Annotated in this window: 21 protein-coding genes and 1 riboswitch; of the genes, 15 read left to right on the top strand and 6 right to left on the bottom strand. The window is 62.7% G+C overall.

Annotation, left to right across the window (positions count from 1 at the left end; genetic code table 11):
* Positions 1 to 28 precede the first annotated feature (28 nt).
* The 10 genes from tsf to fabZ all read left to right on the top strand — a co-directional run bounded on the left by tsf (position 29) and on the right by fabZ (position 9,766).
* Positions 29 to 973, top strand: a complete 945-nt coding sequence (gene tsf, locus LZ538_RS10650; protein ID WP_249831988.1) for a translation elongation factor Ts — start codon at positions 29 to 31, stop codon at positions 971 to 973.
* Positions 974 to 1,054: 81 nt separating this feature from the next.
* Positions 1,055 to 1,777: a UMP kinase gene (pyrH, locus tag LZ538_RS10645; RefSeq protein ID WP_249831987.1), complete on the top strand. Its 723-nt coding sequence runs from the start codon at positions 1,055 to 1,057 to the stop codon at positions 1,775 to 1,777.
* Positions 1,778 to 1,798: 21 nt separating this feature from the next.
* Entirely contained in the window at positions 1,799 to 2,341 is a 543-nt protein-coding gene (frr, locus tag LZ538_RS10640; protein ID WP_249832214.1) for a ribosome recycling factor, read from the top strand.
* Between the two features lie 74 nt (positions 2,342 to 2,415).
* On the top strand, positions 2,416 to 3,084 hold the full coding sequence (gene uppS, locus LZ538_RS10635; RefSeq protein WP_249832213.1) for a polyprenyl diphosphate synthase: 669 nt from the start codon (positions 2,416 to 2,418) through the stop codon (positions 3,082 to 3,084).
* Positions 3,081 to 3,713: a phosphatidate cytidylyltransferase gene (locus LZ538_RS10630; protein WP_249831986.1), complete on the top strand. Its 633-nt coding sequence runs from the start codon at positions 3,081 to 3,083 to the stop codon at positions 3,711 to 3,713. The genes uppS and LZ538_RS10630 overlap by 4 nt, the downstream gene beginning before the upstream one ends.
* Positions 3,710 to 4,870 (top strand): 1-deoxy-D-xylulose-5-phosphate reductoisomerase, encoded by a 1,161-nt coding sequence (locus tag LZ538_RS10625; protein WP_249831985.1) that lies wholly within the window; start codon positions 3,710 to 3,712, stop codon positions 4,868 to 4,870. Before LZ538_RS10630 ends, LZ538_RS10625 begins: the two co-directional genes overlap by 4 nt.
* Positions 4,870 to 5,997, top strand: a complete 1,128-nt coding sequence (locus LZ538_RS10620) for a M50 family metallopeptidase (protein WP_249831984.1) — start codon at positions 4,870 to 4,872, stop codon at positions 5,995 to 5,997. Before LZ538_RS10625 ends, LZ538_RS10620 begins: the two co-directional genes overlap by 1 nt.
* Positions 5,998 to 6,075: 78 nt before the next feature.
* Positions 6,076 to 8,706 (top strand): outer membrane protein assembly factor BamA, encoded by a 2,631-nt coding sequence (gene bamA / locus LZ538_RS10615; RefSeq protein WP_430741978.1) that lies wholly within the window; start codon positions 6,076 to 6,078, stop codon positions 8,704 to 8,706.
* Entirely contained in the window at positions 8,706 to 9,290 is a 585-nt protein-coding gene (locus LZ538_RS10610; protein ID WP_249831982.1) for an OmpH/Skp family outer membrane protein, read from the top strand. The genes bamA and LZ538_RS10610 overlap by 1 nt, the downstream gene beginning before the upstream one ends.
* Positions 9,291 to 9,295: 5 nt before the next feature.
* Positions 9,296 to 9,766, top strand: a complete 471-nt coding sequence (gene fabZ / locus LZ538_RS10605; RefSeq protein WP_249831981.1) for a 3-hydroxyacyl-ACP dehydratase FabZ — start codon at positions 9,296 to 9,298, stop codon at positions 9,764 to 9,766.
* Here fabZ and LZ538_RS10600 read toward each other — a convergent pair.
* On the bottom strand, positions 9,735 to 11,576 hold the full coding sequence (locus tag LZ538_RS10600; protein ID WP_249831980.1) for a TonB-dependent receptor plug domain-containing protein: 1,842 nt from the start codon (positions 11,574 to 11,576) through the stop codon (positions 9,735 to 9,737). The two genes, fabZ and LZ538_RS10600, sit on opposite strands and share 32 nt — an antisense overlap.
* A gap of 90 nt (positions 11,577 to 11,666) precedes the next feature.
* A riboswitch (cobalamin riboswitch) is annotated at positions 11,667 to 11,814 on the bottom strand.
* Between the two features lie 55 nt (positions 11,815 to 11,869).
* Between LZ538_RS10600 and LZ538_RS10595 the strand changes: the two genes are divergently transcribed.
* From LZ538_RS10595 to LZ538_RS10585, 3 genes are all read left to right on the top strand, one after another.
* Positions 11,870 to 12,400, top strand: coding sequence for a DUF6580 family putative transport protein (locus LZ538_RS10595; RefSeq protein ID WP_249831979.1), 531 nt, complete (start codon positions 11,870 to 11,872; stop codon positions 12,398 to 12,400).
* Between the two features lie 89 nt (positions 12,401 to 12,489).
* The gene (gene rpmE / locus LZ538_RS10590; protein WP_249831978.1) at positions 12,490 to 12,717 is read left to right on the top strand and encodes a 50S ribosomal protein L31; all 228 of its coding nucleotides are present in this window, start codon (positions 12,490 to 12,492) and stop codon (positions 12,715 to 12,717) included.
* The gene (locus LZ538_RS10585; protein WP_249831977.1) at positions 12,718 to 13,269 is read left to right on the top strand and encodes a GNAT family N-acetyltransferase; all 552 of its coding nucleotides are present in this window, start codon (positions 12,718 to 12,720) and stop codon (positions 13,267 to 13,269) included.
* On the opposite strand, the gene LZ538_RS10580 is transcribed toward LZ538_RS10585, so the two are convergent.
* The 3 genes from LZ538_RS10580 to LZ538_RS10570 are packed head-to-tail and all read right to left on the bottom strand — an operon-like array spanning position 13,270 to position 17,022.
* The gene (locus tag LZ538_RS10580; protein WP_249831976.1) at positions 13,270 to 15,168 is read right to left on the bottom strand and encodes a DUF2207 domain-containing protein; all 1,899 of its coding nucleotides are present in this window, start codon (positions 15,166 to 15,168) and stop codon (positions 13,270 to 13,272) included. It abuts the gene before it with no gap.
* Positions 15,169 to 15,170: 2 nt separating this feature from the next.
* Positions 15,171 to 15,743: a LemA family protein gene (locus LZ538_RS10575; RefSeq protein WP_249831975.1), complete on the bottom strand. Its 573-nt coding sequence runs from the start codon at positions 15,741 to 15,743 to the stop codon at positions 15,171 to 15,173.
* Between the two features lie 55 nt (positions 15,744 to 15,798).
* Positions 15,799 to 17,022, bottom strand: a complete 1,224-nt coding sequence (locus LZ538_RS10570) for an acyl-CoA dehydrogenase (RefSeq protein ID WP_249831974.1) — start codon at positions 17,020 to 17,022, stop codon at positions 15,799 to 15,801.
* A 230-nt stretch (positions 17,023 to 17,252) separates the two neighbouring features.
* Between LZ538_RS10570 and LZ538_RS10565 the strand changes: the two genes are divergently transcribed.
* Together LZ538_RS10565 and LZ538_RS10560 are read left to right on the top strand one after the other, a co-directional pair.
* Complete coding sequence (locus LZ538_RS10565; RefSeq protein WP_249831973.1) at positions 17,253 to 18,998, top strand: type I secretion system permease/ATPase; 1,746 nt, start codon at positions 17,253 to 17,255, stop codon at positions 18,996 to 18,998.
* Positions 18,995 to 20,374: an HlyD family type I secretion periplasmic adaptor subunit gene (locus tag LZ538_RS10560; RefSeq protein ID WP_249831972.1), complete on the top strand. Its 1,380-nt coding sequence runs from the start codon at positions 18,995 to 18,997 to the stop codon at positions 20,372 to 20,374. Before LZ538_RS10565 ends, LZ538_RS10560 begins: the two co-directional genes overlap by 4 nt.
* A 4-nt stretch (positions 20,375 to 20,378) precedes the next feature.
* Here the strand turns inward: LZ538_RS10560 and LZ538_RS10555 are convergent, their stop codons facing one another.
* Both LZ538_RS10555 and LZ538_RS10550 read right to left on the bottom strand, forming a co-directional pair.
* Positions 20,379 to 22,511 carry an outer membrane beta-barrel protein gene (locus tag LZ538_RS10555; RefSeq protein WP_249831971.1) on the bottom strand — a complete coding sequence of 711 codons (2,133 nt, stop codon included), beginning with the start codon at positions 22,509 to 22,511 and terminating at the stop codon, positions 20,379 to 20,381.
* A 122-nt stretch (positions 22,512 to 22,633) separates the two neighbouring features.
* Positions 22,634 to 23,500 (bottom strand): hypothetical protein, encoded by an 867-nt coding sequence (locus tag LZ538_RS10550; protein WP_249831970.1) that lies wholly within the window; start codon positions 23,498 to 23,500, stop codon positions 22,634 to 22,636.
* Positions 23,501 to 23,524: the final 24 nt, after the last annotated feature.

Genomic DNA, 23,524 nt, shown 5'->3' with positions numbered 1-23,524 from the left:
TTCGCCGGGGAACGAAAGGAAAATAGAAATGGCTGAGATCACGGCCGCGACTGTGAAGGAACTGCGCGAGCGCACCGGCGCCGGCATGATGGACTGCAAGAAGGCGCTCGCCGAAACCAATGGCGAGATGGAAGCGGCCATCGATTGGCTGCGTGCCAAGGGCCTTGCGGCAGCCGCGAAGAAGGCCGGTCGCACAGCCGCAGAGGGTCTTGTCGGCGTTGCGGTTGACGGTAAGCGCGGCGCCGTTGTCGAGGTGAATTCCGAGACTGACTTCGTTGCGAAGAACGAGATTTTCCAGGATTTCGTCCGCAATGTCGCGAAGCTGGCGCTTCAGCATGGCACCGACGTCGAGGCATTGGGAGCTGTTCAGTATCCCGAGGGCGGTACGGTCCAGGAAAAGCTGACCGACAACATCGCAAAGATCGGTGAGAACCAGTCGCTGCGCCGCGCAGCGCTTGTAGAAGTCGGGCAGGGCGCCGTCGTGTCCTACGTTCACAATCAGGTGGCGCCGGGCCTCGGCAAGATCGGCGTGCTCGTCGCGCTCGAGAGTGCTGCTCCCGCCGAGACGCTGACGGCCCTTGGCAAGCAGATTGCGATGCATGTCGCCGCAGCCCATCCGCTGGCTCTTTCGGCCGAAGAGCTCCCGTCCGAGCTCGTCGAGCGCGAGCGCGGGATCGCGATGGAAAAGGCGAAGGAAAGCGGCAAGCCGCAGAACATCATCGAAAAGATGGTCGAGGGCGGCCTTGCCAAGTTCCGCAAGGATAATGCGCTTCTGTCGCAGCTGTTCGTGATGGACAACAAGACCCCGGTCGCCGAAGTCGTTGCCTCGGCCGCCAAGGATGCCGGGACTGGCATTGAGCTCAAGAGCTTTGTCCGCTTCCAGCTGGGCGAAGGGATCGAGAAAAAGCAGGACGACTTCGCTGCGGAAGTCGCGGCCGCCGCGGGAACGAACAAGCCCGAGCCGGTCGCCTAAGCAGTAAGGCAGTTGGAAAATGGGGCGGGCGCGCTAAGAGCGTGTCCGCCCTTTTCTTTGCACTGAAGGACGGCCTCCCTGATGACCCGCCCACGCTTCAACCGGATCCTGCTCAAGCTCTCCGGCGAGGCGTTGATGGGACAAGGTCAGTTCGGGATCGATCCCGATGCCGTCGATGCGCTAGCGAAGGAGATCATTGCTGCGCGCGAGCATTGCCCGGGCCTGTGCCTGGTGGTCGGCGGCGGCAACATCTTCCGCGGCATGGCCGCAGCTGCGAAAGGCTTCGACCGAGCGAGCGCCGACTATATGGGCATGCTCGCGACAGTCATGAACGCAATTGCATTGCAGGGGGCCCTCGAGAAATTTGGCGCCGAGACGCGGGTTCAGTCCGCAATCCCGATGGCCAGCGTCAGTGAGCCCTACATCCGCCGCCGAGCATTACGGCATATCGAGAAGGGCCGAATCGTTCTTTTCGCAGCAGGCACGGGCAATCCTTATTTCACGACCGACACGGCAGCGGCACTTCGAGCGGCGGAAATGGGCTGCGACGCTTTGTTCAAGGGGACCAGCGTCGATGGCATTTACAGTGCCGATCCCAAGAAGGTGAAGGACGCGAAACGTTACGAGACGCTGAGCTTCAGCAAGGTCCTTAGCGACGACTTGAAGGTGATGGATGCGGCCGCCGTCGCCCTTTGCCGCGACAACAATATTCCGATCGTCGTCTTCAACGTACGCCAAGCGGGCAACCTGGCTGAGGTGCTTTCGGGTCGCGGCATGGCGACGATCGTGCAGAACGAGGAGTAAAAGATGACGACAAGCATCAGCATGGGGGACCTGAAGCGACGCATGCACGGTGCGCTCGAAGCGCTAAAGCATGATCTTGCGGGCCTTCGGACAGGCCGCGCGTCGACTGCCTTGCTCGATCCCGTGCATGTCGAAGTTTACGGCGCGAACATGCCGCTCAACCAGGTTGCGACGGTCAGCGTGCCGGAGGCGCGGATGATCTCGGTCCAGGTGTGGGATCGTTCCAATGTTGGGCCGGTAGAGAAAGCAGTCCGTTCCGCCGGGCTAGGGCTCAACCCGGTGACCGACGGGCAGATGATCCGCCTGCCGATCCCCGAGCTCACGGAGGAGCGCCGGAAGGAGCTCGCCAAGCTGGTGGGCCAGTATGCGGAGAAAGCTCGCGTGGCCGTTCGCAACGTCCGCCGGGACGGAATGGACCATCTCAAGCAGGACGAGAAGAAGCATGAGATCAGCGAGGACGAGCGCAAGCGGCTGGAACATGAGGTCCAGAAGCTGACCGACGACACGATCAAGGAGATCGACGAGGCCGCCCACGCCAAGGAAAAGGAAATCCTCGGCAAGTGAAGCCAGCACCCGCGCCTGAGGGCGCGACAGGCGCGCACGGCGGGACCGCGGTCCCCCGCCACGTCGCCATCATCATGGACGGTAACGGCCGATGGGCGGAGCAGCGCGGGCTGCCGCGTGTCGCAGGTCACAAGGCTGGAGCAGAATCCGTTCGCCGCGCCCTCAGGGCGGCGTCGGATAACGGCGTAGAAGTGCTCACCCTATATGCCTTCTCGTCGGAAAACTGGCGCCGCAGCTCCGAAGAAATCGCCGACCTGACGGGGCTCATGCGCTTCTACCTCGAGCGCGAACTGAACACGCTCCTGAAAGAGGGTGTTCGCCTCAAGCTGATCGGCGACTATTCCGCTTTCGGCCCTGATCTTACGGAGCGGCTCGAACGGGCAGTCGGACGCACCGCTGGAAATGATCGTCTGACCTTGGTGGTCGCGCTCAATTACGGTTCACAGCAGGAGATCGCTGCCGCCGCACGAGCGCTCGCCCAGCGCGCCGACGATGGATCACTGGACGCGACGACGATCGATGAAGACGCAATTTCAGCAGAGCTTCAGACGCATGGTCTCCCGGATCTCGATCTGCTGATCCGGACGTCAGGCGAGGTTCGGCTGTCGAACTTCCTGCTGTGGCAGGCGGCTTACGCAGAGCTCTTGTTTGTCGATACGCTATGGCCTGACTTCGACGAGCAGGCGTTTGTCGCGGCGATCGAAGAATTTGGAAGACGCCAGCGTCGATTCGGTGGCCGATGAGCGAACTCGCGATCCGCACTCTGACGGGCGTCGTAATGATCGCCGTTGCACTCCTGGCTTCGGCGGTTGGCGGAACCATCTTCGCCGTCGCCGTCGCCGCCGTCGCGACAGCCATGTATTATGAGTGGACGCGTATCGTTCGTGACTGGGGCCTGTCGTGGAAGATTGGGGGCTTCTTCTACGCTCTCGCTCCAGCCCTTTCGCTGCTCTGGGTACGCGAGCGGGACGTCCACGGGCTCGAGCTGCTGCTTTGGGTGTTCCTGGTGACCTGGTCGACGGATATCGGCGCCTACTTCGCCGGGCGGACATTCGGCAGGGCGAAGCTTGCCCCCTCGATCAGCCCCAACAAGACCTGGGCCGGCCTTTGTGGCGGAGTGGTTGCGGCCGCCATTGTCGGCGGCGCATGGGCGTTGATGACAGGGCTAGGGACCCTGCTGTTAATGCTCGCGCCAATTTTCGCGGTAGCGGCCCAGGCCGGCGACCTCTTCGAAAGCTGGATGAAGCGGAGGGCCGGAGTAAAGGATTCCGGGCACTGGCTTCCAGGCCATGGCGGCGTCCTTGACCGGCTCGATGGCCTGGTCCCCGTCGCTGTTCTCACGGCCATCGCTCAGCTACTGGGGCTGACGTGAGACGGAAGATCGCCATCCTCGGCGCGACGGGCTCGATCGGCTCGTCCACGCTCGATCTCGTCGAACGTTCGCCCGATCGCTTCGAAGTGGTCGCCGTGACGGCCGCGAGTAATAGCGATGCTCTTGCGGATATTGCCCGACGGACGGGAGCGAGGCTAGCGGTCGTTGCCGATGAAGCGCATTTCGACAACCTCCGGACCCGGCTCGCAGGCACGGATTGCCGTGCCGCGGCCGGGGAAACTGCGCTTGCCGAGGCGGCGTCGGGCGAAGCCGAACTGGTGATCGCCGCGATTGTCGGTTGTGCTGGCTTGCAGCCGGTCATGGCGGCGGTAGAGTCCGGAAAGACGATTGGCCTCGCCAACAAAGAAGCGCTCGTGACGGCCGGAGCGCTGATGACGGATGCCGCGGCCGCAAACGGCGCCACCATCCTTCCGGTCGACAGCGAACATAATGCGATATTTCAATGCCTTGCAGGCAGTCGTCGAGACGATGTTTCGAGAATCGTGCTGACTGCGAGCGGCGGTCCCTTCCGGACCGCGGCAGCGAGCGACCTGGAGGCGATGACCCCGGCGCAGGCGGTGGCTCACCCGAATTGGGCGATGGGCCCCAAAATCTCTACGGATTCGGCGACGCTCATGAATAAGGGGCTCGAACTGATCGAAGCCCACTATCTGTTCGGCCTGCCTTCGGAACGGATCGACATCGTCGTTCACCCGCAATCGGTGATTCACTCCATGGTCGAGTTCGTCGACGGGTCCGTCCTTGCGCAGCTCGGTTCGCCTGACATGCGGATCCCAATCGCTTATGTCCTGGGTTGGCCCGAGCGTCTCGCGACGCCTGCCCAGCGCCTCGATTTCAAATCCGTTGGCCGGCTCGACTTCGAAGAACCGGACACGCAACGTTTTCCGGCGCTCAGGCTGTCGCGCGAGGCATTGGAGCAAGGGGGCTCTGCCCCTGCTGTGTTGAACGCGGCCAACGAAGTCGCGGTCGCAAGCTTCCTGGCCGGTGAAATTCGATTCACGGACATCACGCGCATCGTCGAGGACGCCCTGGCGCAGGCAAGCTACCTGCCGCCGCAATCCATCGCAGAGGTACTGGACATAGATCGTGAGACACGCCTCAATGTGCAGTCTTCCATGAAAGCGGTTTGCCACTGATGCTTTCACAGCCGCCCCTCTGGCTCGTGCTCATTGCGTTCGTGTGCGCCCTCGGCCCGCTCGTCTTCTTCCATGAGCTCGGCCACTATCTCGTCGGGCGCTGGTTCAAGGTCCCCGCAGAGGTGTTCTCGATAGGCTTCGGCCGCGAGATCCTAGGATGGACCGACCGACAGGGAACACGCTGGAAGGTCGGCTGGCTTCCCCTCGGCGGCTACGTGAAGTTCGTGGGCGACATGAATGCGGCGAGCGTGCCGGGCGAGGAAAGCGATGTCCCGGAGGAGTTTCGCGACAGGGCCTTCCAGTTCCGGCCTGCGTGGCAGCGCTTCCTCATCGTGCTCGCCGGACCGATGGCGAATTTCCTTCTCGCAATCCTGATCTTTGCGGCCTTCTTCACGTTTGTCGGAACGCCGCGCACCAACGTCATCGGTGCAGTGCAGGCGGGCAGTGCTGCCGCGACGGGCGGGATCCAGGCGGGCGACCGCATCATTTCGGTCGCCGGCCGCGATACGCCGAGCTTCGACGACATCTTCAACGTGGTGGCTGTCCGTCCGGGCGAGACGGTCGATATAGCTTTCGAGCGCGGCGGCGCTGTCCGCGAGGTCGAAGTCAAGCTTGGCTCGGATTACCTCGAGGACGCTTCGGGCCAGAAGCAAGAGCGCGGCCTACTGGGCGTTTATCCGGGCGCTGGCATCGGAGAACCGATCCCGGTCTACCGAGCCGTACCGCTAGCCTGCGATTATACGTGGCGGCTCACCCGGTCGATCGCAGACGGACTGGTGCAGCTGATCCGCGGCGCCATCTCCCCGAAACAGCTCGGCGGGCCGATCAAGATCGCCCAGGTCGCGGGGCAGGGGGTGGAGCTGGGCCTGCTCCCCTTTGTCCAGCTGATGGCGCTGTTCTCAATTAATCTCGGATTCATCAATCTCTTGCCAGTCCCCATGCTGGATGGTGGCCATCTGCTCTTCTATGCCGTTGAAGCTGTCCGACGTCGTCCGATCAGCGCTCGCGCGCTCGATTGGGCGTTTCGCGGCGGACTTGCGCTTATCCTTGCGCTGCTAATCTTCACTACCGTCAACGATCTGGGATCGCTTGGTTTGTGGGATCGGCTTCAGCGCTTGATTGGGTAGCAGGCTTAGGGCAGGGCGGAGTTCGGAAAAGGCGGTGGCCACCGCCGGGACCGCATCACGATAAGGCGGGGACGAGTGATTTCAGAGTCGAATAGCTTCAGCAAGCGCGCCGGCGCACTGCTTCTCATTGGAACCGTGCTCGGCGGCTCGGCTGCGCCTTTGCTGGCCCAGGCTGCGCCCGCGCCGACGCCTCCTCCGTCACCGGCTCCCGCGCCGACCTCTCCAGTCACGGCTGAACCGACTGCTCGTACGGCGCGATCGATCGCTGTCCGCGGGAATCAGCGTCTCGAGCCGGAGACCATCCGTGCGTACGCTAATCTCTCTCCCGGGCAGACCTACACCGCGCAAACGCTCGATCAGGCCCTGAAGGACCTTTACGCGACCCAGCTCTTCGCCGACGTGACGATTACGGGCGCCGAGACGGGTGATCTGGTGATCTCCGTTCGCGAAAATCCGGTCATCAACCGCATCGTCCTGGAGGGCAACAAGCGGCTCAAGGAAGACAAGATCCGGCCCGAGATCAAGCTTGCGCCAAGGCAGATCTTCACCCGTTCGGCCGCTCGCGCCGACGTGGATCGCATTCTCGAACTTTACCGTCGCCAGGGCCGCTTCGCGGCGCGCGTCGAGCCGAAGATCGTCCAGCTCGACCAGAACCGCGTCGACGTCGTGTTCGAGATCTACGAGGGCGACCTCGCCAAGGTCCGGCGCATCAACATCATCGGCAATGAGGCCTTCAAGGACGATCGGCTGCGCAAGGAGATGTTCACGCGCGAAGCCGGCGGTCTGCTGGGCTTCATGAAGTCGAACGACACCTACGATCCGGACCGGCTTGCCGCCGACCAGCAAAAGCTCCGCGCCTTCTATCTAACTGAAGGCTATGCGGACTTCCGCGTTGCGCAGGCGCTGGCCGAACTCACTCCCGATCGTCGCGACTTCGTCATCACCTACGTCGTCGAGGAAGGCCCCCGCTACAAGTTCGGGACGATCGAGGCTGACAGCGCCCTTCGCGACTTGCCTGAAGCGCGCGTGACTCAGCTTGTCGATCTGAAGCCGGGCGACTGGTTCAACGCCAAAGCGGTCGAAGATGCGGTGACGAAGGTCAACGAGGAAGCCGGCAACCTCGGCTACGCTTTTGCCGACATCAACCCGGCTTACGACCGCGACCCGGAAAAACGTCTGATGAACGTGACTATCCGCGTGGGCGAAACCCCGCGCGTTTATGTCGAGCGCATCGATGTCTCCGGAAACACGGTCACGCACGACAAGGTGATCCGCCGCGAGTTCCGGGTGAACGAAGGTGACGCATTCAATGCGTTGAAGCTGAAACGAAGCCAGGACCGCATCCAGAGCCTTGGCTATTTCCAGGACAATCTCGAGATCAAGCAGAACGAGGGTTCCGCGCCGGATCGCGTCGTTCTCGGCGTCAACGTCGAAGAGAAATCGACTGGCCAGATCTCGCTTTCCGGCGGCTATTCAAGCCTTGAAAAGTTCGTCCTTCAGCTGGCCGTGTCGCAGAACAACTTCAGGGGCATGGGGCAGTCTCTCGACGCATCGATCAACTACTCACGTTACTCGAAGTCGATTCAGCTGGGCTTTGTCGAGCCCTACTTCCTCGACAAGCCAATCCTTCTCGGGGGCCAGATCTTCCGTCGCGACTACAACAGCTTCAATTTTGTCGGCGGCCAACGCAACACCACCTATTCGCAGACGAGCACGGGCGGCGCGCTGCGCACGGGTTTCCCGCTGACGGAGTTTCTGACTTTCGGCGGTCGCTACAGCCTGGTCCGCGACAATATTACCCTGGATAAGGACACCTTCTATTCCGATCCGGACGGACCGACGGGACCCAGGGGCCTGGAATGCGATCCCTTCAAGGCCGGCACCTATCTCTGCAACGAAGTCGGCAAGACGACGACATCGTTGATCGGATATTCGCTAGCTTACGACACGACCAACGGCATTCGCCCAACGCACGGCGAGCGCGCCATCCTGTCGCAGGATTTCGCAGGCCTCGGCGGCAACAACCGGTATTTCCGCACGATCGTGAACGCCACCAAATGGCGCAGCTTCTTCGGGAATTGGGTCGTCTCGCTTCATGGTGAGGGCGGATACATTCGGTCGGGCAACGATGCACCGAGCGAATTTGAGGATCCGGTTCGTCTGACGGACCGCTTCTTCGGGCCTCAGCTTCGCGGTTTCGACATTCGTGGCATCGGGCCGCGCGTCCAACGCGTGCCTTACAATGAGGACGGCACCCTGGCGACCGACCAGGCGCGCATTGTCGACGCTCTTGGCGGGCGTGCCTACTACATGGGACGATTGGAACTGGAATTCCCCGTCAGCGCCAGCATCCGTAACCTGGGCATTCGCCCTTCGGCGTTTGTGGACGTCGGGTCGCTGTTCAAGCTGACGACTCCGCAACTACAGGATATCCCGGGCGTGTGCAGCCCGCCGGCAGGGAGTACAGCGTCGCAAATCACGCTTGAGCCCGGCCAAACGAAGGAAGACTGCCCGGCGACTTTCAACTTCACGTCCGGTTTCAAGGAATTCTATCTCGGCGATTCTGCTAGCCCACGCATGTCTATTGGCATCGGCTTCAACTGGGTCTCGCCGTTCGGCCCGATCCGCCTCGATCTCGCCAAAGCGCTGCTCAAGCAGGATGGCGACGACACCAAATTGTTCAGCTTCAACGTAGGGACTGCATTCTAATGAAGAAGATCATCCTTTCGGCCGCGCTCGTTACCGCGACCATCCTGCCGACGGCCGCACAGGCCCAGGCGATCCCGGCCGCGGTCATCGCGGTTGTCGATCTCGAGCGCGTTACCGGTCAGTGCAATGCCTGCAAGACGGCCACGGCGGCGCTCCGCAGCCAGGTCAGCGGCCTCCAGGCTCGGGAGAAGGCACTATCCACTCCGCTCGAGACGGAGGGCAAAGCCATCCAGACCGCGATCAATGCGCTGAATGGCAAAGAGCCTGACGCCGCCCTTCAGGCGCGCGTCCGTGCATTCGAGCAGAAGCGCCAGCAGGGCGCGCAGGAAATCAGTCGGCAGCAACAGCAGATCCAGCGCAACCAGCAGTATATCCAGCAGCAGATCGCGACCAAGCTCGGCCCGATCTATCAGCAGGTGATGCAGCGCCGCAGCGCCACCGTCCTGCTTGAAACGGGATCCACGCTCGCCTCTTCCGCCAGCATCGATGTCACGAACGACGTGCTTGCCGGCCTCAATACCGCCCTGCCGACGATCGCCACGACGGCACCGGCGCAGGCCCAGCAGACGCCGCCGGGCCGCTAATCGGGATGAGCGATCAGACGGTCAGCGCCGCCAGCCAACTGGATATCCGGGGGGTCATGGCGGCGCTGCCGCATCGCTATCCAATGCTCCTGGTCGATCGTGTCGAGAGCCTCGACCCGGACAAGGGGATCGTGGCTATCAAGGCGGTCTCCATCAATGAGGAATTCTTCCAGGGGCATTTCCCTGGGCGTCCGATCATGCCCGGGGTGCTCCAGGTGGAGGCTTTGGCGCAGGCGGCGGGAGTGCTCGCGGTCGAAAGCCTCGGCCTCGCTGGCTCTGGCAAGCTGGTCTATTTCATGTCGATCGATGGCGTGAAGTTTCGCAAGCCCGTGGAGCCCGGCGTCTTGCTCCGCCTCGAAGTCGAATTTCTCCAGAAGCGTGCCCGGGTGTGCAAGTTCGCAGGTCGCGCGATGCTCGATGGCGAGATCGCCACCGAGTGCGAATTCACGGCGATGATCGCCGATCCGCCAGCCTGATTCCGACGAACAGTCCACGTCCCTCCGTCCGGTAACCCACCGAATCTTCATAGCGCGCATCGAAAAGGTTTGAGCCTCGGGCAAAGATCTGCACCCGAGGCGATGCCGCGTACGCCAACCTCGCCCCCGCCAGCCAATAGGGATCAAGACGCACCACGCCGAAGGGAAAGACCTCTTCGCGGTCAAGATGCGCGCCGACGAAGGCGAGGGACGCTCCATAACTCCATCTGCCGAACGATCCGTCCGCCGCGATCGAACCGCTGTGCTTGGGACGCCGTTGCTCCTCGAGCCGCTCGTTGATTATCCCGCTTGGTTGGCTGGCTTCGAGATAGGCATAATCAGCCGTCAGCCGAAGATCGGGCAGGGGCTGCCAGGCAAGCTCAGCTTCGATCCCCCACCGGCGGCTGACGCCTTCCGAATTGACGACGCTGGTGAAGGTCGCATTGTCGACGATCTCATCATGGAGACGCTGGCGGAAGGCCGTCAGCGATGCGGCAAGCTTTGCGCGCCTGAAGCGAAGCGACCCCTCGAAGCCTCTCGAGCTTTCGGGCTTGAGATCCGGATTGCCGACGAAATCGCCGGGGAAGAATCCGTACAGGTCGAAGAACGTCGGCTGGGCGATGCCTTGGGCATAAGAGCCAGCAAGAGCGAAACCGCTGCCCACCTCGGCCAGGAGCGAGGCTCGGACCGTGGTCGCATCGTTGAACCGGTTGAACATGTCGTGCCTGACGGCAAGGTCGCCACTCAAGCCGCCACGCGTCCCGCGCCACTCGGCCGTCAGCGCATGATGCGAGCGATCGCGATCCTGATCGGTCGCTCCGGCGTAGATGACGTCGCGCGCCTCGAACGTCTCTCGCTCCGCGTCCGCGGCCAGGATGAAGCGTTGCTCGAGCTTCCCAGCGACGAACTGTCGTTCGACCTGCGCATCGATCGTTTGGCGCGTGCCGCTCGTGCGGTTGACGGGATTGTCGACGAGATAGTTCCGGTTCGACGAGCTCAGCGCCGAAATTCCAATATGGCCGCTCCATGGCGCTGTTTCTCCGCCGAACGCAGCCCAGACCCTTCCTGCGACAAGGCGATTGCGGCTGTTGTCGAGCGTATCGGTCCGCTCGAAGGTGATCGGGCTGTAACCGTCGAATTCCGCGCGACCGGTGAGCGCGATTGCGCTGGCCCCTAGCTCGAGCGACGAACTTACGCGCGTCGTCGCTCGAACCCTGCCGGAAAGATTGCGGTAGCCGTCCTTGTCACCTCCCGGCGCGCCGAAGCTATCGATGCCGTCGGCGCGTTGCCAACCAAGCGCTGCGGCGATGCTAGAGGCTGAGGAAGTCAGCGCGCCGTAGCCGCTGCCCCTCAGCGTAGCGAAGGAGCCGGCCTGGGCCGAGGCGGCATATCCGGGACTGTCGGCGGTTCCGTTGACAGCGACGACCCCACCAATCGCCTGCGAACCCCAAAGCGCGGATTGAGGGCCGCGAACCACTTCGACGCGAGAAGCGAGATCCGCGTTGAGCAACTCGAAGCGGGCAAAATCGCCGGTGGCGGGATCATTGGCCCGGATGCCGTCGATGAAGAGCAATGTGTGGTTATTTTCGGCGCCACGGATGCGAACTTCCGTGAGCAGTCCGGTAGGGCCTTGGGTTGTAACGGCCACGGAGGGCGATAGCCGTAGAAGGCTCGGTACCAGCGCATCCCCCAGGCGCTCTATGCGGTCGCGATCGATGATTGTTACGCTTGCAGGCGTTTCGGCTTCGCTTCCAGGGGAGCGCGAAGCGGTGATCACAATCTGGGCTGTTTCGATTGGTAGAGCGGGCATTCATCCTCCTGTTGACGAAGTCGTCACAGAGGGATGCGTCGCATTCCGCGACGGCCGGCCCACGCCCCCGCGGCTGGACCCGGCCGGGGAAACGGACGACGGACCAAGGCAGGTTCCTGGCTTCGCCGAGCTTTTCGGCGTCACAGTTGCGGGCACAGCGCCGGATTTGGACCGGCTTCCCTTTGAACCGCCCCCGCCAAGCAAGCTTGTGGGCGGCACCCTGGTCGCCCGTTCTGCTAAGCCGCCGTTCAACGGGCTGTCAAATCGGCGCGCACGAAGCTATTCAGCGCAGCATGACGACCAATCATATGCGTATGCTCGTGATCCTCGCCGCGATCGTTTCGGCCGCAGCAATGCGGTTGGTCCCGCATCCGCCAAACTTCGCTCCTCTCGGAGCGATGGCATTATTCAGCGGCGCATATCTGGGTCGGCGACCTGTTGCGTTTGCAGCCCCGCTCGGGGCGCTGTTGCTTAGCGATCTTGTGCTCGGATTCTATCCGGGAATGATCGTCCAGTACGTCAGCGTTGCTCTGGTGGTGGTGCTCGGCTGGGCGGCGCTGAAGCGCATAAGTGCCTTGCGCGTCGGCGGCGCCGCGCTCGCTAGCTCGTGTTTGTTCTTCGTTCTCACCAATTTCGGCGTCTGGCTTTTCTCGGGAATGTATCCGCAAACGATACCAGGCCTCGCCGCCTGCTATGTTGCCGCCATTCCGTTCTTCCAGAACACGGTCGCTGGGGACCTGTTCTTCAGCGCGATCCTCTTCCTCGGCTTTGCCCTCCTCGAGCGGGCGTTGCCCACCCTGCGAGCTGAACCTCAACCCGCCTGAGGTTGAAAGTTTCCGCGGCGCCCTGTAGGGCGCGCGCTCAACCTTGCGGAGCTGGTCGGAAACCAGCCGCTAACCCAAGGAAATTACGCATGAAGTCCGGTATCCATCCCGATTATCACACGATTACCGTCGAGCTGACCGACGGCACCAAGTTCCAGACCCGTTCCACTTGGGGCAAGGAAGGCGATACGCTGCACCTCGAGATCGACCCGAAGGTGCATCCGGCTTGGACCGGAGGCACCCGCCAGGTGCAGGAAGGCGGACAGGTCGCGCGCTTCAACAAGCGCTTCGGCGGCCTCACCCTCGGCAAGAAGTAATTGCCGCGATTTTCGTCGCTAACCTCGGCTCCAGAGCTGGAGACCGAGCGGTTGCTGCTGCGCGGATTCCGTGAGGACGACCTCGACGAGCATGCGGCAATCCTCTCGGACCCAGTCGTCATGGAGCATTTCGGCGGGCATCTGTTCGGTCGCGAGGATTCCTGGCGGCGCCTGCTGGGGGGCGTCGGCCTATGGAGCCTTCAAGGCACGGGCCTGCTTGCGGCCGAACGCAAGTCCGATGGCAAGCTCGTCGGCCACGTAGGGCTGTTCGACTATCATCGTGAGATAAGTCCCTCGATCGAGGGGGTGCCGGAGCTGGGATATATCTTTGCCGCGGAGGTGCACGGCCGGGGCATCGCCCGCGAGGCTTGCGACGCGCTTCTCAAGTGGGCGGACAGGACGCTCGACGCACAGGAAACGGTCGCGATCATTTCGATCGGGAATATGCCATCGATCAAGCTTGCCGAACGGCTGGGATATCAGCGGCAACCCGACGGCGTCTATCGCGAAGAGCCGATCAGCCTTTGGCGCCGGCAGCGTCGCGCGGCCTGATCACCAGCCGCCGCCTCCACCTCCGCCACCGCCGCCGCCCGAAGATCCGCCCCCGCCAGATCCGCTGCTCGAGCCTGGCGCCGTGGAAGCAGAGCTGATCGTGCTCGACAGGGCGGACCCGACGCTGTTGGCGAATCCATCGGGGTCGCTCCACGGGCTGTGATGTCCCGAATACCACACCATCCCGCTTTGGCCCTGCGCGGCGGCCGCAGCGAGTATTCCAGCGAAGCGCTCAGCCCACCGGTTCTCGACCCCCAGCGCGATTGCGTAAGGGAGGTAGCGTTCGAAGAGCTCAGGCGTGTCCTCCGGCGGATGCATGCGATCGAGCCGATCGCGCTCCGTAATGGAAAGATACTGTTTGAACCCGGAGATTCGGTCGAGAACCTGCCTTCCCTCCTTCGTGGGAGCGTCGATCCAGGCGAAGGCCGAAAGGGCTAGCGGCGCTGCGAGCAAGGGCAGGATGAAAGGTTGCCACCAGCCGATCGCCAGAGCCTGAAGGATCACGGGACCGCCTGTTGTGACAGCCAGCGCCGCGAAAATCATCGCGACGATCATCATCAGGCACTTGCCGGTCGCTGTAGCGGACTGAATCCATAGCAAGAGGAGGGCGGTGGTGATTGCCGCGCCTACCGGGACCAGCACAGATGTCAGGGAAATGCCGCTCGCTGCCACCACGCTTGCTGCGACGAGCCACAGGGCGGCCGCAAAGAAGAGCACGCCGGCAACTGCCCAGCCCCAGTTCTTGTTGAACAGTTTTCCTTCGTACCGTCTCTTCAGGTTTTGCTCTAATACGTTCTTTGCAGCCGAAAACTTCGTATGATTTTTCTGCTCCATCACGATCGATTCGCCCGGTGAGACGAGGGAAGTGAGGGCGGCCTGCTCTTCGTCGGGTAGCGGCTCGTTCGACGGGAGTCGCTCAATTCGAGTCTTGTCGCGGGAGAACCAGCCGCCGTCCTCTTCGACGAGGCGGATATGCCCGCGAACCCCCATATCCACGAGAGCGGCAGCGAAGGTGCGGTTGTCCGAGCCCATTTTCGTCACGTAGCGCATGGCCGCCGGCGTCAGATCGTCGGTCGGAGAGAAGAGAGGGACCACGGTCCCCGCGCGCGGGTCCCTGCCGGCCCGCTTCCAGGCGACGTAATAAAAGCCCAGCAAGCCAAGAAGAGCGAGCCCGCCAGCCGCCGGCGGGCCGTAATCGGCAAGCCAGTCGAGGAACCGACTGCCCGAACCTGGTTGCGCGACGATGTCCTTCGGAAAGGCGACGGCGACGGTCAGGCCTTCGTAGGGCGCGAGAGGCGTGGTGGTGCGGAAGAGGATGTCGCCCGGCTTCTCGTCGACAATCTCCGCATTTGCGGCAGTCGATCCTTGAGGGCCGGTGTAGGTTGCACGCTGTCCGAAGTTGGATGCACTCGGCAATCGAATTCGAGCCTCGGCCACGTCGATCGGAAACATCCAGCCGTTCCCGGTGGCATTCCAGTAAAGCTCGTCGAATTCGGCGAAGCGTCCGATCTGGCGGGTCGTGCGATAGCGGAGCTGGTATCGATGCTCGCCCACGGAGACATAGGTTTCCGGGTCGCCGATCTTGATCCTGACGCCGTTGCGGGCGGCTTCGACGGAAGCCGGCACGGCGGCTCCATCGAGCGTCGCTCCCTCAAACTCGAACCCGACGCGGACCTGACTGCCGTGTCGGCCGCGATAGCGCGTCGGGAAGTCCCGATAGATGCCGTGGTTGATCGCATTGTTCTCGGCGCGAAGGTCGATCGTCTCGGTGACCTGGAGCGAGCTGTCCTTCTGGATCTGCACGTCGCTCGAGAAGCGGAGAATCCGTTCATCTGCCTGGGCCGCGACCGAGGCCCCGAGAAACAGCAGCGCAGGTAGAACGCGCCGAAGGAACCGCATGCTCACGCCGCCGGGCGTGCGAACGACACTTTCGGCGCTGTTTGAATGGCGGGATCCTCGTCCTGGTAGAAAGGCTCCTCGGTGAAGCCCATCGGCCGTGCGATCAGGACCGGCGGGAAGCTCTGGATCGTAAGGTTCAGGTCCCGAACCGTCGCATTATAATAGCGCCGCGAACTCTGCAGCTCGCCTTCGATTCCTGCGAGCTGATCCTGAAGCTGCAGGAAGTTCGTGCTGGCCTTGAGCTCGGGATAGGCTTCAGCAACCGCGAAAAGGCGCCCCAGAAGGCCGGTCATCTGGGCGTCGGCCAACGCCGTCGCTTCTACGCTTCCTGCGTTGACCGTTGCAGCCCGCGCCCGCGACACTTCCTCGAAGACCTCGCGCTCGTGGGCCGCATATCCCTGCACCGCCTCGACAAGGTTCGGAATCAGGTCGGCCCGGCGCCGAAGCTGGACGGTGATTCCGCTGAATCCTTCACGGACGAGCGCGCGCAGGCGCACCAGCCTGTTGTACACTCCGATGACGTACAGCAGCAGCAGAACGACTGTTGCAAGGATGATCCAACCCGCCATGCCCATGTGAACGCCCCCCTTGCGTTGGAGGGGCGAACATAAAGGCGATTAAGTTTGTCCGCTAGAAGGCAGCAAGACCCGTGATCGCACGTCCCATGATCAGGGCATGCACATCGTGCGTCCCCTCATAGGTGTTCACGGTTTCGAGGTTGGCCGCGTGGCGGATCACATGGAATTCCGCGCTGATGCCGTTCCCGCCGTGCATGTCCCGCGCGACGCGAGCAATCTCCAGGGCCTTGCCGCAATTGTTGCGCTTCACCAGGCTGATCGTCTCGGGAATGAGCTCACCGGCTTCGAGGCGCCGACCGACGCGCAGCGAGGCCTGAAGTCCGAGCGTGATCTCCGTCGCCATGTTGGCCAGCTTGAGCTGGACGAGCTGTGTGGCGGCGAGGGGCCTACCGAACTGCTTGCGGTCCAGAGTGTATTGGCGCGCGGCCGCGAAGCAGGCTTCCGCCGCACCCATAGAGCCCCAGCTGATTCCGTAGCGAGCACGGTTGAGGCAGCCGAACGGGCCTTTGAGGCCTTCGACGTTCGGCAACAGCGCGTCCTCACCGACCTCGACACCATCCATCACGATCTCACCGGTGATCGATGCGCGAAGGCTGAGCTTCTCCTTGATCTTCGGCGCCGACAATCCCGGCATGCCTTTTTCGAGCACGAAGCCGCGGATCTTGCCGCCGTGGGCGTCGGATTTCGCCCAGACCACGAACACGTCCGCGATCGGCGAATTGGTGATCCACATCTTCGTGCCGGTGAGCCGGTATCCGTCTGCCGTCTTCTCGGCTCGCGTACGCATGCTGCCTGGGTCCGAGCCAGCGTCAGGTTCCGTGAGGCCGAAGCATCCGACCCATTCGCCGGTGGCCAGTTTGGGCAGATATTTCTGGCGCTGTTCCTCGGACCCGTAAGCCAAGATCGGGTACATCACGAGACTGGACTGCACGGACATGGCAGAGCGGTAGCCGCTGTCGACGCGCTCAACCGCGCGAGCGATCAAGCCATAGCTGACATAGCCAAGTCCCGCACCGCCATATTCATGCGGTATGGTCGCGCCGAGAAGGCCCAACTCGCCGAACTCGCTCATGATCTCCCGGTCGAACCGCTCCTCGAGATAAGCCGACGTGACGCGCGGCAGCAGCTTCTCCTGCGCAAAGCTTTCAGCCGTGTCCCGAACGAGTCTCTCCTCGTCCGTCAGCTGGTGATTGAGGTCGAACGGATCCTGCCAATCGAACGGCAGTAGGGCAGGCTCGTGATGCTCAACCACGTCCGCGATGCGTGAAGTCGCCAACTTTGTTCCCCGCGATGTCAGATATGCGACGCTCCTTAGACCTGTCGGGCGACAAGTGCCAGAGTGGCACAACAGCAAGGAGCTTGAGTGTTCCGAAGTGCTTGACTTCAAAGGGGTTTAACGCGATTGCGCGCGCCGGGAGGGGCTCGCTGACAAAAGCGGTGCAGTCCAAGTAATCCGGTCGTAAGAACGCCGGAGCCATCTGGTGCTTAACGGGCAAAGGCGAACGAGTGCTAAAACCCCTGCGAACGCAGCCGGCGGTGATTCAGACCGCAGCCGACGCCATCCGGCGGCATTTTCTCTACGCGATGCTGTTCAGCGCTCTCCTGAACCTGCTTTTCATCGCGCCGATGCTCTACATGCTTCAGGTCTACGATCGCGTGATTCCGACTGCTGGCGGCATCACTCTTCTGTTCCTGACACTTGTCCTGATCTTTGCGCTCAGCGCCCTATCGAGCCTCGATGCGGTTCGTTCCCGCCTGCTGGTCCGCGCCAGCGTGCGCCTGGATCGGGTTCTGTCCGGAGCGATCCTGGACGCGACCCTGGCAAGGCCGGAATTGGGCACCCAGCGGATCGCGAAGCAGGCGCTTCGAGAGTTCGACGTCCTTCGCCAGACCCTGACGGGTCCGGTTATGGTCGGGGTCTTCGATGCGCCGTGGATTCCGGTCTACATCCTCATCGCGGCGCTCATTCATCCCTGGATCGGCCTGCTAGCCCTGGTGGGCGCGGGCCTGAGCCTGTTCCTGGCGTGGCGAAATGAGCGCGCGACGAACGAGCCGCTGAAGCTTGCCAACCAAGCGGCCGGCCAAGCTTATGCGGGGTTCGAATTCACCGTCGCCCAAGCAGATGTGGTTCGAGCGCTCGGCATTCGTCGTGCGATGGTTCGCGGGCATCTCGGTGACCGGCATACGATGATGCAGCTGCAGACCGACGCCAGCATCAACTCCAGCGGCCTCACTGCGCTGTCCAAGTTCGTCCGACTTCTCCTGCAATCGCTTGCGTTGGGTCTAGCCGCGCTTCTTGCAATCGATGCGAAGGTCAGCCCAGGTGCCGTGTTCGCATCCTCTTTCATCGTCGGACGCGCTCTGGCCCCGATCGATCAGATCGTCGGCGGATGGAAGGGGATCGTGTCTGCCTGGGGCGCATACCAGACTTTGCGCGACCTGTTCGTCGAGACTCCGGCCGATATCGCGCTGACGCAGCTTCCTGAGCCCCAAGGGCATCTCGCCACGGAGAACCTGGGAATCGCGGGTCCCGGCGGCCGACCGATCATCGCGGGGATCACCTTCAACGTGGATCCGGGTGAGATGATCGCGATTGTCGGGCCGAGCGGCGCAGGCAAATCGACTTTGGTTCGCGCTCTAGCGGGAGCTGCGGTTCCGGCCGCCGGCCTCATCAGGTTCGATGGCGCGGACCAGCGCAACTGGGATTCGGAGCGGCTCGCCGAGCATATCGGCTACATGCCGCAGGAAGCGTCATTGTTCGCCGGAACGGTCAAGGAGAATATCGCCCGTTTCAGGAATCGCCTCGGAGAGGATCAGGCTGCCGTCGACGAGGCGGTCGTGGAGGCGGCGCGTACCGCGGGCGCCCACGAGATGATCCTGAAGTTGCCGGGCGGTTACGATTATCAGCTGGGCCTTGGGGGTAAGGGGCTATCCGTCGGTCAGTCCCAACGTGTCTCTCTCGCTCGCGCGCTGTTCCGTGACCCGCAATATCTGATCCTCGACGAACCCAATTCGAATCTCGACGCGGAAGGTGACCAGCAACTCGTCCACACCCTCGAAGAGCTCAAGAAGCGCGGACGGACGATCATGATCGTCGCGCATCGGCTTAGCGTGCTGCCCGTCGTAGATCGCCTGATGGTCGTTCAAGACGGCCGCCTCGCGATGTTCGGGCCGCGGGACGAGGTTCTTCGTAAGATCGCGCCGCCGCCACCGCCGACCCGTGTGGTCACCGGAGGAAAGACCAGCTCATGAGTACCGCGCTCACCACAACCGGCTCCTACGACCTGACGACTACGGCCATGACCCCGCTGGCTGACGAGACGGGGACGGACAATCCCACGCGCGACATCCGCATTGGGGTCATCATCGCAGTTGCGTTTTTCGTCATCTTCCTCGGCTGGGCGGCATTTGCGCGCCTCGATGCGGCGGCGATGGCGCAGGGGCGTCTGACCGTCTCGGGCCAGCGCCAGACCGTCCAGCACCGCGAAGGCGGCGTCATTTCCGAAATCCTGATCAAGGAAGGCAGTCGCGTCCAGAAAGGCCAGGTGCTCATCCGCCTCGCCGGGGCGGATGTCCGAGCTCAGGAGCGGGCATTGTCCGCGCAGGCGATAGGGCTGCTTGCCCAGCGAGCGCGTCTTTATGCCGAGCAGAGCGGAAGGCCGACCATAACGCCCCCGCCAGAGTTCGCGCAGCTTCGGCCTGAAGACAAGGCTTCCGCCGCTGAAGCCCTGCAGATTCAGGCGGGTCAGATGCGTACGCGCAGGGCGGTCCTGTTCGCGCAGCGCGGCGCCCTCGGCGAACGGGTAGGCCAGGCGGGCAACCAGGGGCAGGGCTACACACGCCAGCTTGCCGCCATCAACGAGCAACTGAGGCTGATCGACGAAGAACTGAATGGGATGCAGTCGGCTGCGGCAAAAGGGTTCGTGTCGATGAATCGAATCCGCGCGCTGGAACGGTCGAAGGCAGACCTGGAAGGACAGCGCGGTCAATATACGGCGACGATTGCGCAGACTCACGGTCAGGCGAGCGAAAGCAAGCTTCAGTCTCTGGAGGCGCAGAGCAATTACATGGAGCGGGTCGCAAGCGAACTCCGCGAGGTCGAAGCGAGCCTCAGCGACGTCCTCCCCAAGCTCAACGCGGCGCAGGACATGCTCGCTCGCACGGAAATCCGCGCACCGGTCGAGGGAACGGTTGTCGGCCTCAGCGTCTTCACTCCGGGTGGCGTGATCGAGCCCGGGCAGAAGTTGATGGACATCGTTCCCGATCGGGTGCCGCTGACGATCGAAGCGAAACTGTCGGTCGCGGATGGCGATGATGTGCGTGTAGGCAAGGAGGCCTTCGTTCGTTTCGAGACCCTGCACGAGCGCTCGCTTCCGGCGCTCAAGGGCAAGGTGACGCGCGTTTCCGCCGATGCCTTCACCGATGAGAAGACCGGCGCCTCTTACTACACTGCCGAGATCGATGTGCCCTTGTCAGAGCTGAAGAAGGTCGAGGAGGTGCGCGGCGCCGACGTGCTTCGAGCCGGCTTGCCGGTGAGTGTGCAGATCCCGCTCCGCAAGCGCACGGCGCTGCAATATGCGTTCGAGCCGCTTTCCGGAGCGCTGCGCCGCTCATTCCACGAACATTGATGCTCTAGTTCGTCGCTGCCCCGCCGCCGCCAAACGTCTGTTTGATCGTCAGGCCGAGATTGAGGTGGCGGTTACGTTCGCGGAACTCGTCGATTCCGAATACGGGTTCGGCGCGGTTCGGGATAAACCGTAACCGACGCCGGAACGCTTGGGTGTCGATGGCATTGTCGATGTCAAACGTGATCGAGGTTCGCGGGCCGGGGCGATATTCGACAAAGGCGGTGGCGTAGGGCCCGCCATTGTAGTTGATGTCAAACTCGTCCGTTCGGAAGAACGTGAAGCGGTCGCGGTCGTTGACCACGAAACCGTAGGAGAAGGCGCCGGAATCCCGCCGCACGTCCACGCTCCACTCCCAGTCGGGATAGTAATCGCTGAAGTTGCGCATCTCCCCGCTGATCGGGTCCTGGACCCGCGTCCTGCGCACCGTGCCGTCGAACTTGACGCGCAGCCCCTTCCAGAAGCGCCCAAGCGGAGCGTCGACGGTGAGATGAGCGAACAGATGCTTGCCGGTCCCGATGTTTCCCGGAGCATCGAAGAAGCGGTGCGTCTCGGGGTCCTCGATCAGGATGCGGTCCTGAAGCTTGCTGATCAGGTCGAAACCGAGGTCGAGCTTGACCAGGCCCTCGCCGAAGAGCGGATGGTCACCGGTAGCGCGGAATTCCCATGCGCGTTGCGGCTCCAGATTTTCATTGCCGGCGTTGATCCGGTCCGCGGAGATTTCCGCCGAAGTGACGAAATCGAAGAAGTTGAGCTGAGCGACCGTGCGCCGCACCGAGAATTGGGTGTGCCAGTCGGATCCCGGCTTCCAGTCCACAGTCAGGCTCGGCTTCAGGAATTTGAGCCGCCGGTCGGTAAACGCATCGCCCCGCACCGTGAGATGGGAGAATTCGTAGCGCAGGCCGGCATCAACGCGCAGGCTCGGATTGATCGTCTTACCCACGTTCAGGAAAAGCTCGCCACGCGTCTCCTTCACCTTCGCATGCTCGATAGGCAGGTTTTCCTTGGTCTCGCTGCCATCCGGCTCGATGGTGAAGAACTCGGTATCATTGTCGAGCGTGTTGAGCGCGGTCTCAGCGCCCACCTCGACAGAGAAGCCGGCCAGGTCCTGCCGAGTCCAGTTCAGTCGGCCGATCGACTCATTTCTCTGGGCTTTCTGGGTCTGCTTGAACCCGCCATTCTGGACGGCGCCATCCTCGATCAGGCCGTCGCGCTGAATATAGTCGTCGAGGTAATCGCGCTTGCGGCGGGTCGCGAGCCCGACAAGCTTGATCGCTCCGCCGGCTAATGGGCGGGTGACGTCGCCACCAAGCTCGAACACCGGATTGTCATAGTCCTGGATGAGGTTGTCGTCGTGCGGCGCCTCGTCGGCCGGGGTCACCCGATTGCGCTGGAAAAGGTCGAACTGCCCCGGCGACCAGCGGACGTTCGCGCGAAACGCATCGTCATTCGCGCGCTCGAGCGCCCAGCTTCCCGACAGATAGGGGTTGAAGTCGTGGTAGCTGTTGAACTTGCGCCGGAATTCCAGCGAGTCCCCGCTCGACATGTCGACCAGGGTATCGGTGCCTTCTTCGTGATTGAGGGTGTTGTTGAAGCCGCCGGAAATATTGAACGTGGATGCGCCGCGCCGGATGAGAGCGGAGGCGGAGCCATCGGGGACGACCTTGCCCGTGTACAGGCGGCGCATGGAGCCGGTTATGTTGCCGTCAATGCCGCCCGCTGCAGACATGATGATATTAAGGACTTGGCTTCGGCTCGAATAGTCAGCGCCGAACAAGTCGCCCGGACCGATCTCGACGCGGGAGACGCGCTGAGCCGGAATTCTCTGCAGCGTTGTTTCCAGCGTCTCCGCCTTCGAACTCGGCCTAGCTCCATTGATGACGACATTGCCGGCCGCGGCGGCGAAGCCGCGGATATCGTTGTTTCCAAGATCCAGGTTGAAGCCGGGCACCCGCCGCGCGATGTCGAGCGCCGTTCGAGGTGCATATTGCGCGAAGAAAGCGGCGTCATAGGACGTCGTCCGCCCGTTTTGCGGCTGCGCGGGCACCGGCGTGTCGCCACCGGTGTTCGACTGAGCGAACGCCGGGGACGCGCTAATCAAAGCAGCCGTCGCAACGGTAGTGAACAGGCCTGTACGCATCCAAATAACCCTCTGTTTGAGACGCGGCTATGGGTTCGCCGACCGAGCGACGATGTGGCTTCGATGAACCGACAGACGGTTCGACCGGCAGGGCCGACGGGCCCTACGAATGGGTGAAGTGGCTAACGGCGGCGGGCGCCGAACTTGCGATCGACGAGGTCGGAAACCGACGGAGTAGATCCGGGCTCGCGGACGGCGGCGACGAACTCTGGCGTGATTCCCACAGCCTTCAGTTCGACGAGCCGGTCGGCCGATAGGTTCGTATATCCAAGCTTCTGGAAACCGGTGATATATTCCGGGGTGACGTTGAGCGCCTTGAGCTGGACGAGGTCGTCCGGATCGATGTTGCGGTAGCCGATCTTAGTGAAGCCCGCGATGTAGGCCGGAGTGATGCCGAGCGCCTTGAACTCCACCAGCGTGTCGATATTCTCGGGGCGATAGCCAGCGGTCGCCAAGCCCCTGATATAGTCCGCTGTAACGTCGAGCGCCGCAAGGGAGACGAGGTCGTCGATCCGCGGTGTCGGATATTTGGCCTGCGCAATTGCGTCGATAAGTTCGCGGCGGGCATTCACAACCATTAGGCTGAAGGCTTCGTCGTTGGTCGGCTGGCCGATACCGCGGCTGTCCAGCAATTGGGCGAAGGCATTATCCGCGGTGAAACGGCAATCGCCTGTCGCCTGGGAATTGCCGCCTTGGCCAGAACAATCGAGCCGGCCCGGTTCGCGGATTACGGCGAAACGGAGCGGGCGGGTACCAGTGGCCCGAAACCCGGCGGTATCGAGGCCGGTAATCTGGTGCGGCATGAAGCCTGTGGACCAGTTGCCCGCCCCATGACCGCGATCCTGCTCGAACGAGGCACGGATCTGATTGCTATCGCGCTCCTGCTGCAGGGTGAACCGCACCCAGTTCGGGCCGGATGCACTGCAGGCCGAGGCAACGGATAGCGTGGCCAGCATCAATGCAAAGATGAATGCGAGACAGCGTGTCATAGTCGCTCTCCTTTGATTTCTCCG

Origin of the sequence: Sphingomonas hankyongi (genome assembly GCF_023516575.1) — a bacterium.
GTDB lineage: Bacteria > Pseudomonadota > Alphaproteobacteria > Sphingomonadales > Sphingomonadaceae > Sphingomicrobium > Sphingomicrobium hankyongi.
This window is presented reverse-complemented; position numbering and strand designations above follow the sequence as displayed.